An 8,964-nucleotide genomic window follows, 5' to 3' on the forward strand; every position below is an offset into this window, starting at 1 on the left:
GAGGTTGATGTGTCATTCGATTGGAAAGCGCACGCGAAGCATCGCGCCCAGGTAATCCGGGATGAGGGGCAGTGGGTGGGCCTGGCCGACAACGAGGGCGTTCCCATCATGGACATGGCCCCGATTATTAGCCTTGATGCCCCACGTGCCCGGATGCAGGTCACAGACCTGGAGCTGACGATTTCGGTGCGCTCCCAAGACGGGGTGGTCCACCCCATCGTGGATGAGTTGGTGGGTGACGGCATGGCCCACGTGCTGGACACGGATGGGGACGGGCGCATGTCTTTTGCAATGGACGAAACCCGGTTTGTGGTGGTCGAGCGCGACGGCCTGCGCGAAGCCTACTACGTGGTGCTGTGTGTCGCTAAGGGTGACGCGGAAAGCCCGCAGCAGATCACCATCAAGGGTGTGAGCGTGCTTGACGTGCTGGGCAGGTTCCCGTGCCCGTCGTATCGGGGGAGTTGGAAGAATCGCAGTGAGCTGTACCAGTGGAGACGGTTTGAATACGACTGGTCTGCGGATGAGCACGCCACACAGCGGTTCAAAACACCCCGGCTCATGCGCCCCCTGGAGCTGGCGACCCGGACGGATGGGTTCGCGCACCAGGGGCGGGCGTTAACCACGCTGCATAAGATTCTGCGGGATTCTGTCGCCGCCGCCTATGTGGCCGTGGATATCGCCCCGGATCGGCGTCCCCTGCTTGTTGAGGATTTGGACCCAGCTGTGGCGGATGACACGCCGAACATTATCGTTGCCCCTAGGGATAAATCCCTGTGGGATGACTTAGGTGATGTGGCCCGGGCGGCGGGTGTGGAGTTCCTCGTTCGGCTGTGGTGGCCGGGGGATTCTAATCCGCGTGGTCTGCGGTTGGCCGCACCGCAGCTTATCGTAACCGTGACGAAAACGGGGGAGGTGTCTACCTAGTGAATTTTGTGCAGCTTACGGCTGATGGTGGCGATATCACTATTGCTCGCAGGACGGCGACTATCGTCTACGGCTCTATGAGCATCACTCTGGGTGAAAAGGAAGTTCAGTCTGCGAGCGCCCAGAAAGAGGGCACTGTGGACGGGTTTATCTACAGGCCGGATGATATGCCCCAGGGTAAGTTTGACCTTAGTTTCATCCGGGCTGATATCAAGATGGACCGGAAGTCTCACCAGTCCAACACGGAGCAGGTGTTTGATGCCGCCCAGAAACGCGCAGCGGGCGATGTGTTCTTTGAGCGGGAAATCACGCAGGCCGGGCTAGGCCGCTTCACCCCCGGCAGGGACTTCACCGTGGGCGACCTCGTTGGCGTCCGACTGTGGGGCAAAGTGATTGAAGACCAGCCAGTCACGGAAATCCGCACCGTCACCAGCCGTGATGAGTGGGGATACCGCGTCAAAGTCGGGGGTGAGCCGATCCGCGACGCCCTGGCCCTCAAGTCCGCGAACGATGCGGTAGAAGCCACCATCGCGGATGAGCGGGCGCGGGCGGAAGCGGAGCGGGAGAAAATGCGGGGCGAGACCCGCAAGGTCGCCAACCGGGTTGAAGCTACTGAGCGCAAAGTCACAGCGATTGAAAAGCGCCTACCCGATTGGGAAGAGCGCGTGACCAGCGCGCTGAACCGTGCGGAGCAGTCCAACCAGGTCGCTGAAAATGCGGTGGCCAGTGCCATGGCCAGTGCAGCGGCGGCAGAAAGCTCGCAGGCGTCCGCAGCCGCAGCCCTAGCCCAGGTCAACCGCTCTTTGCAGGACTCCAAGGATGCTGTAGCGAACTCTGAGAAATCCCTGAAGCTGGCGGAGGATTATAGGAAGCAGTCCGCGCAGGCGGTGGCGGACGCCCGCACCGCACAGCAGCAGGCACGCGAAGCCCTCCAGGCCGTTGATGCCGCCCAGCAGGATGCCCACGCGGCGCGCGTGGCCGCAGACGGCTACCGCAAAGCAGCTGAAGCAGCCGCGAAGCAGGCCACCGCAGCACAGCAGCAGGCAAAAACAGCCACCGATCAGGCGCGCGCGTCCGCAACGGCTGCGGCCACCTCTGCGGCAGCTGCGCGCACTGCGCAGGATACTGCGGCGACGGCGACGCGGGCCGCGCAGGCATCTGCGACGGAAGCCCGGAACGCGATCGCAAAGTCTGAAGCGCTGGGTAAGAAAATTCAGCCGGGTTTGGATGCGGCGGCGCAGGCTTTGCAGCGTGCGGACGCGTTGACCAGTGAAGTGAAGAAACTGGAGCTGGCGACGCCTGCGCAGCGGGCTGCGGCTATTCAGGCGAACCGTGACGCCGCGCGGGCGTTGACGGATGCGTCGCGGAAGCATCAGGAAACGATTACTGCGTTGAACGCGAAGACTGATGAGTTGACGCGCGCGACGAAGTTGAACAACGACAGTATTAAGAAACTGGGTGACGCCCAGAAAGCCGCCACGGCTGCGAGCAAAGCCAACACGGACGCGATTGGGAAGCTGGGGACGGCTACGTCTCAGCTGGCGGACGCGGCGGAAAAACTGCGAGTGAGCGGCGAAAAGAATACTGCGGCTATCGGCAAGCTGAACGACGCCCAGGGCAAACTCAACGCAGCCAACCGTGCCAACTCGGACAGCATTAAGAAACTGGGTGAAGCACAGAAAGCGGCAATTGCTGCCAGTAAGGCGAATAGCGCGGCCATTGACCGGCTGGGTGAAGCACAGAGTGCGCAGGCGGAAGCCTTGAAGCAGACCAACACTGCCGTGGGGAAACTCAACGAGGCGACCGGACGGCTGAAAGCCGCGCAGGACGCCTACCTGGCTGGCCAGTCCGCAAATACTGAAGCTATTAAGCAGCTGGGTTTGGCGCAGACTGCTGCGACAAACGCCCGCAGGGACCTGGGCACCGCTGTGACCAATCTCAAGAAAGAGGTGTCCGACCAAAAACGCACGTTTGACAACAAGGTCCGCGACGTGACCAACAAGGCGAACGCGGCACAGACCACGGCGAACGCGGCGAACACCAAAGCCAGTGCTGCGCAAAAGGTAGCAGAGGCCACCCGGAAAGAGATGGAAGCGTCCCGTGTGCGCTTGATCGGCGGACTGAATAGTTCTGACCCGTACGTTCGCGTCTACAAGGCGGGCGTGCTCTCCCACAAGGTCTATGTTCGCAGCGGCTGGCGCGGGCACATTATTGCTACGTACACGTACAGCGGCCACAGCGACAGCAACAACATTTTTCAGTACTCGTTTGGGTGGAACCACCCCGGGAAGAGAGTGGAGTGGCTATACGTGCCAGAGCTTTCGACGGATGCGCACAGCGGCGACTACTCAAACGGCGTGAGTGTTCAGTACCAGGTCACTGCTGATTTCCAGCAGTAGTTAGGAGATGTACATGGCCGTAATTACCGGCTTTATTCGGGACGCGGCAGGCCAGCCCGTGAAACTTACCCGCGCCTACCTCGTTGGGCAGGCCGGGGACACCCAGGGGGATGACATTGTGGTCCCCACCCCCGTGGAAATCGAAGTGGGAGATGACGGCCTGCTGGCGTTTGACGCGGCCACGGGCCGGGCGCAGCTCCACCTAGAGGTGGGTGAGACCCGCCTGGATCTGCCACTGGTGGTGCGCGACGGATACACCCTGGGCGATGCGCTGCGGGAGGGCAGGGAGCTGAACGCAATTGATGGGCACACCCTGATGGGTGCGGCGCAGGAAATCCGGGACCGACTGAACCGGCTGGAATCCTGGGTGGGTGAGCGCACCCAGGCCGTGGAGACAGCCGCGGAGCAGCTGGCGGCGGACACCCGCACCCAGGTGGAAGACGCAGCCCGGCGCGCATCCAAGGAACTTGACGCTGCAGCTTCCGGCCACATGGACGCTCTCGCAGTGCTGTCGGAGCAGGTCGCGCAGCTGCGCGACGATGCTCAGCAGGCCGCGATGCAGGTGGATGCCGGGGTGGCCGAAACCACTAGGGCGGCGAACACTTTGACTGCGCAGCTGGAGAGCGCCCAGGGCCTGGTGGACACGATGGAAGCCTACGTAGAAGTGGTGAACACCACTGCTGACGGGGCGTTGCACAAGCTGACGGCAGCGCAGGATTCTGCGGCGGAAATCGGTGGGCGCGTGGATGCGCTGGCCGGTCGCGTGGAAGTCTTGGAGACTGCCGTTTTCGACATTAAGGATGATGAATGACACGAATTCAGGGAACCCTCACGGACGTAACCGGCCAGCCGTCCACCGTCAATGATGTAGTGGTGCGCAGTACTCACCCGCGTAGTGTGGGTGATCGGTTGGTCACGACGGAGCCGGTTAAGGTGGATGTGACTGCTGGCCGGGTGGCGTTTGATGTGGTTGATGGCCCCGCCACGATGCTGTTGACGCATCAGACGAATGACCCGGCCCATGCGTTTGTGGAGACTGTTCACATGGTGGTGGCCCCGGGGTTCAGTCTGGCGGATGCGGTGGCCGCAGGCGGTGCAAGTGACGCGCAGCTGGTGGACATTGCGCGCCGCGCTATGGATGCGATTGGCCAGGCGCGCGCAGCCCGTGGCCCTAAGGGTGATGTGGGTCCGCGTGGTGAGCGTGGCCCTGCTGGTCCGCAGGGTGTGGCCGGTGCTGTTGGTCCTGTGGGGCCGAAAGGCCCGCAGGGTGAGCGCGGGCCGGTTGGGCCTAAGGGTGACCCGGGCACCCCGGGCGCGACTGGCCCTAAGGGTGACACTGGTCCTGCTGGTCCGCAGGGTAACCCTGGCCCCCGGGGTGTGCAGGGTGTGCCGGGGCAGACTGGCGTGCAGGGGCCTGCTGGCCCTCAGGGTGAACGTGGTCCCCAGGGTGAGCGCGGCCCTAAGGGCGATAAGGGTGAGCCGGGTGCGCGTGGCCCGCGTGGTGAGCGTGGTCTGACTGGCCCTAAGGGTGAGCGTGGTGAACGCGGCCCGGCAGCGCTCGCCCCGGAACTGCCCAAGATGGACTATGCGGACAACCTACAGGCACTGGTGAACCAGCTGGTGTTCAAGGGCTACATGAACCCGCCCACAGAGTCGAAAATCACCCCCACCCCGGCACCTGAACCCGAGGATGTTGCGCTGGAGGAACCCCTGGACTACCAGCCCATCCTTGAAACCATGGTCCCAGGTGACCAGACGGGTGCCATCGCCGTCATCACCAACCGGCCCGAACTGTTCACCCGCCTGGAAGACGGATTCTTCGACGGCGAACCCCGCGAAACCTGGGCGGGTTTTTGGCACGGCAAAGACATGGGTGAGCCAGCCGCAGATTTCGGCATCCGCGTCACGGACGAACTGGGTGCCGAACAGGAGGCCTACCTGTTTAAGCGACGGTTTGACAACAACCCCGTGGTGTGGGTTGAAACGTTCGCCACCACGCAGCGCATGTACATCTACCACGACGCTTCCCACACGCGTGCTGAGTTCCTGCACACGGGGCCGGATTTGGAGCCGTATATGGATGTGGACTGGCACTTCAACGGCGCATCATTGGTCTAAAAGAAATCCGGCCCGTCACCCCCCTTTTCCACAGGGGTGCGGGCCGAACTATTGCCCACAAGTATACCCCAGACTGCTGGGGTAGGAAAGAGGGGACTATGACGATTCTGGGCGTGGACGTTTCCGAGCACCAGCCAAACTTTGATTTTCAAGCCGCACGCACGGCAGGCATCGAGTTCGCGATTATTCGCACCACGGACGGCACCCACCAGGATTTGACCTACCCGCGCCATGTGGTCAACGCCCGGCGCGCAGGGCTGGCCCTGTCCGCGTATCACTACCTGCGGAACCCTAGTGAGGGCACTAGCGTGGCGCAGCAGGTGGACGCGGCAGTAGGGGTGATGGGTACGGATCGGCTCCCGGTGTGGCTGGACGCTGAAACCCCTGCGGGCTTGACTGGTGAACTGGTGTGGGAGTTCAAACGAGCCTTTGAAGCACGCGGCGTCCGGGTGCTGGGCATCTACTCCTACGTGCCCTACTGGGAGGGTTTGCTGGGTGGCGAACCGCGCACGGCAGATCTGGGCCGGGTGTGGGTCGCGGCCTACGGGAAAAACCGGCAGGGTGCCCCGGGGGACTTGTACCCCGGCGATGGGCACCGGCAGTGGGACTACCCGCTGGGCGGACAGAAACCTGCCCTGTGGCAGTTCGGGAGTAACGCGCTGGTGTCCGGCTATTACGTGGACGTGAACGCATACCGGGGCAGCGTAGAGGAACTACGAAACTGGTGGCAGCAGCCAGTGAGGGAGGTGAACGCGGTGGAAAAGGTTCTGGACTACCCCCGCGACCAGGTGAAACAGGACACCTACTACAACTGTGGGCCTGCTACCGTGCAGACCATCGTGCGGGCTGCGACTGGTTCCCTGGTGTCTGAGCGTGTGCTGGCGGGGGAGCTTGGCACGACCGTCAACGGCACGGACTATATCGGCCTGCTCACGCGCGTGTTGAACAAGCATCTGCCCGGCGCGCAGTACACGACCGTAACGATGCCGCACGACCCGCCCACGGGTGAAGAGCGGGAAGCCTTGTGGAAGCACATCCGGGCATCCATTGATGCGGGCTACGGGGTGGGCGTCAACATTGTTGCGCCGCCGCGCAACTACCCCCGGGGTGTTTACGGTTCCACCAGCCCCCGGTATGCGGGCGGAACCGTCTACCACTACGTGGCAGCCATGGGGTACAGAGATGGCAACGAGGGTCGGGCGGTGTGGATCGCCGATAGTGGGTTCACCCCGTACGGGTACTGGGTGAGCCTTGACCAGCTGTCTACTCTTATCCCGCCTAAGGGGTACACGTATGCGGCCACGCAGGCCGCTGGAAAGAAAGGGGCAACCGTGCCCATTGATAAGACTCAGCTGGTTCTTGACCAGCTGGCAGGTCCCGCCCACACGGACGGGGTGCCCGCGTTCACCGGCTGGCCGCAGCTGGGCGGGCGTACCGTGGTGGACGCTCTCGCAGCTATCGGCGCGGCGCTGGACGTGCCCGGATTTTTCGACCCGAAAGCAGGGAAGTAATGAACAACCGTATCCAACTGCTGACCAGCACCCCCGTGTTGCGGGCGGTGCTTTACGGAATCATGGGCCTGACTGGCGCGGGTGCCGTTGTGGCCGGTGTCATTGACCCCACCACGCTGAACAGCTGGGTGGACCGTGCGCCGGCCATCGCGGCGACGCTGGGCAGCATCCTCGCCCTGGCGAACATTCATCCGCAGCCCACCCCGGCGGGCACCATGCCCCCGCAGGCCACGCCCACGCCTGCGCCTGCGCAGCAGGACCCCACGGCAGAATACGCCGCCCGCCTGCTGGCCGACCACAGAGAGTAGGTGAGCATCATGCCACATCGCTGGATGCCCAGAACCCCCCGTGGCGCTCTGAACGTGGGCCTGGTGATCGGGGCGGTGGATATGGGGCAGCGCGGCCTTGACTACTCCACGGGGGATGACCCCAAGACGGGCGCGTTTCTCACCCGGATTGAGTTGGGGCTAACCCTGGAGTGGTGGGGTGTTCTGTTCATCCTCGCAGCCGGGGCAGTGCTCGCAGGCGTGGTGTGGCACCACACTGCTGCGGTGGCGTCCGGTGCTGCTGCGGCGGCCATCCTGTACGGGGCGCTGGCTGTGGGCAGGTTTGATGAGATTTGGGAATCGGGCTGGCCCCCGGACGGCTGGCGCAGTGCTCTGCATTTCACGTGTATCGCGCTCATTTGGGCCTACCTCTCATATCAAATGTTCCTTAGGGACGCGGTTGAAAAGGATCGGGAGGTACGACGGGATGGAGTTAGCCGCGCTGCTGAAATCGCTTCCTGAGGGGCCGGGCTGGGCCATCGCTGGCATCGTCGTGGCCGTCATCTTTTCCCCCACCGGCCTGCTGTCCAAAAAGATGGCGGAAGAGAATCTGGGTGGGCTTTCGGCTGCTGCGCGGTGGTGGCAGAACCGAAAGGCGCGCGCTATCGAGCGTGACCGTCAGGTAGAGTCTGCTGAACTCCAGGCCGTGAATGACCGTCTGGACCGGCTATCGGCCATGTACGACGACGACCGGGCACGGTGGGAGAAAACTGAACGCACCCTGCGGGAGACGAATCACCAGCTGAGTGACTACCTGGTGTTTGTCACCCGGTGGGCGCAGCAGCTGACGATTCAGGCCGCGCATGAGGGGTGGGAGATCCCCACCCTGGTTCCCTATGATGAGTGGCTCCAGCTACGGGGTGCGCAGTGAGGGCAGTTTTCGCGGTGGACAACAACGCGGTAATGGGCGTGGCCGGTGGGCTGCCGTGGAATTGCCCCGCAGAACTTCAGCATTTCGCGGCGACCACACGCCACTGCACTGTGGTGATGGGTCGGAAGACGTGGGAATCGTTGCCCCCGGCTGCGCGGCCACTACGTGACCGGCAGAACGTTGTGCTCACCCACGCTGTGGGGTACCCCGCCCACGGGGCACTAGTCATCCATCGCCCGCCCGCTCTTGAGTGGGGGAGTAATACGTGTGTGATTGGTGGGCCTGCCACGCTGGTGGCGTGCGCTCCTACGGTGGTGGAGTGTGTCATCACGCAGGTGGATGCTTGTACCCCGGTTGAGGGTGCGGACGTGCTCCCGGCACTATACAGGCGTGGTGTGCGCGTCCACGACGTGGGGGAGTGGCGGCAGGGTGCGGGCGACTCCCATCGCTGGCGCGTGCTGCGCGGTGTCCTGGACACCACTGGTGCGTGGCCGGATGACGCGGTGCCGTTGTCCCGCATCCTCGCAGAATCCCGGGTCTCCAGCTAGCTACCCTTGCCCCTGCCCCTTGTGGGTGGGGGCTTTTTTCATGTCTGCACCCGCTTTCAACGCGTGAAAACGTTCGACTTCCTGCGGCGATGTGGGTGGCAGGATCGAAAATTTTTGGCTCATTTTTGGCTCACGCTCACGCAGAAAGAACCCGAAAGAACCCGAAAGAATCGGAACCGGAAACCTGGGGTGACCTGCAAAAACCGCCCCTGACCAGCAGTGCGAAAACCCGCCTAACCGGGTTCAAATCCCGGCAGCTCCACCACA

9 protein-coding genes and 1 pseudogene are annotated in these 8,964 nt (G+C 63.2%); all 10 read left to right on the top strand.

Annotated elements, in window-relative coordinates; all coding sequences use genetic code 11:
• Positions 1 to 9: 9 nt before the first annotated feature.
• The 10 genes and pseudogenes from C1Y63_RS10620 (at position 10) to C1Y63_RS13105 (ending at position 8,697) form a co-directional block, all read left to right on the top strand.
• The gene (locus tag C1Y63_RS10620; protein WP_106016426.1) at positions 10 to 924 is read left to right on the top strand and encodes a hypothetical protein; all 915 of its coding nucleotides are present in this window, start codon (positions 10 to 12) and stop codon (positions 922 to 924) included.
• Positions 924 to 3,323: a hypothetical protein gene (locus tag C1Y63_RS10625; RefSeq protein ID WP_146128940.1), complete on the top strand. Its 2,400-nt coding sequence runs from the start codon at positions 924 to 926 to the stop codon at positions 3,321 to 3,323. Before C1Y63_RS10620 ends, C1Y63_RS10625 begins: the two co-directional genes overlap by 1 nt.
• A 13-nt stretch (positions 3,324 to 3,336) precedes the next feature.
• Positions 3,337 to 4,134: a hypothetical protein gene (locus C1Y63_RS10630; RefSeq protein WP_106016428.1), complete on the top strand. Its 798-nt coding sequence runs from the start codon at positions 3,337 to 3,339 to the stop codon at positions 4,132 to 4,134.
• The gene (locus C1Y63_RS10635) at positions 4,131 to 5,441 is read left to right on the top strand and encodes a collagen-like protein (protein WP_106016429.1); all 1,311 of its coding nucleotides are present in this window, start codon (positions 4,131 to 4,133) and stop codon (positions 5,439 to 5,441) included. The genes C1Y63_RS10630 and C1Y63_RS10635 overlap by 4 nt, the downstream gene beginning before the upstream one ends.
• 98 nt (positions 5,442 to 5,539) lie before the next feature.
• Positions 5,540 to 6,952, top strand: a complete 1,413-nt coding sequence (locus tag C1Y63_RS13100) for a glycoside hydrolase family 25 protein (RefSeq protein WP_233195689.1) — start codon at positions 5,540 to 5,542, stop codon at positions 6,950 to 6,952.
• Entirely contained in the window at positions 6,952 to 7,260 is a 309-nt protein-coding gene (locus tag C1Y63_RS10650) for a hypothetical protein (RefSeq protein ID WP_106016430.1), read from the top strand. Before C1Y63_RS13100 ends, C1Y63_RS10650 begins: the two co-directional genes overlap by 1 nt.
• A 24-nt stretch (positions 7,261 to 7,284) precedes the next feature.
• Positions 7,285 to 7,740 (top strand): hypothetical protein, encoded by a 456-nt coding sequence (locus tag C1Y63_RS10655; protein ID WP_146128941.1) that lies wholly within the window; start codon positions 7,285 to 7,287, stop codon positions 7,738 to 7,740.
• A complete protein-coding gene (locus C1Y63_RS10660; RefSeq protein ID WP_106016432.1) occupies positions 7,706 to 8,149 on the top strand; it encodes a hypothetical protein in 444 nt (147 codons plus the stop codon). The genes C1Y63_RS10655 and C1Y63_RS10660 overlap by 35 nt, the downstream gene beginning before the upstream one ends.
• Positions 8,150 to 8,181: 32 nt before the next feature.
• A pseudogene (locus C1Y63_RS13320) lies at positions 8,182 to 8,472 on the top strand (dihydrofolate reductase); the annotation flags it as partial.
• Positions 8,473 to 8,544: 72 nt separating this feature from the next.
• Positions 8,545 to 8,697, top strand: coding sequence for a hypothetical protein (locus C1Y63_RS13105; RefSeq protein ID WP_233195690.1), 153 nt, complete (start codon positions 8,545 to 8,547; stop codon positions 8,695 to 8,697).
• Positions 8,698 to 8,964: the final 267 nt, after the last annotated feature.

The sequence above is a fragment of the Corynebacterium sp. 13CS0277 genome, from assembly GCF_002994655.1.
Lineage (GTDB): Bacteria > Actinomycetota > Actinomycetes > Mycobacteriales > Mycobacteriaceae > Corynebacterium.

What these genes read in the sequence shown, in the direction of transcription:
- C1Y63_RS10630 (WP_106016428.1), top strand. Translation starts at nt 3,337, where the DNA reads ATGGCCGTAATTACCGGCTTTATTCGGGACGCGGCAGGCCAGCCCGTG.
- C1Y63_RS10635 (WP_106016429.1), top strand. Translation starts at nt 4,131, where the DNA reads ATGACACGAATTCAGGGAACCCTCACGGACGTAACCGGCCAGCCGTCC.
- C1Y63_RS13100 (WP_233195689.1), top strand. Translation starts at nt 5,540, where the DNA reads ATGACGATTCTGGGCGTGGACGTTTCCGAGCACCAGCCAAACTTTGAT.
- C1Y63_RS10650 (WP_106016430.1), top strand. Translation starts at nt 6,952, where the DNA reads ATGAACAACCGTATCCAACTGCTGACCAGCACCCCCGTGTTGCGGGCG.
- C1Y63_RS10655 (WP_146128941.1), top strand. Translation starts at nt 7,285, where the DNA reads ATGCCCAGAACCCCCCGTGGCGCTCTGAACGTGGGCCTGGTGATCGGG.
- C1Y63_RS10660 (WP_106016432.1), top strand. Translation starts at nt 7,706, where the DNA reads ATGGAGTTAGCCGCGCTGCTGAAATCGCTTCCTGAGGGGCCGGGCTGG.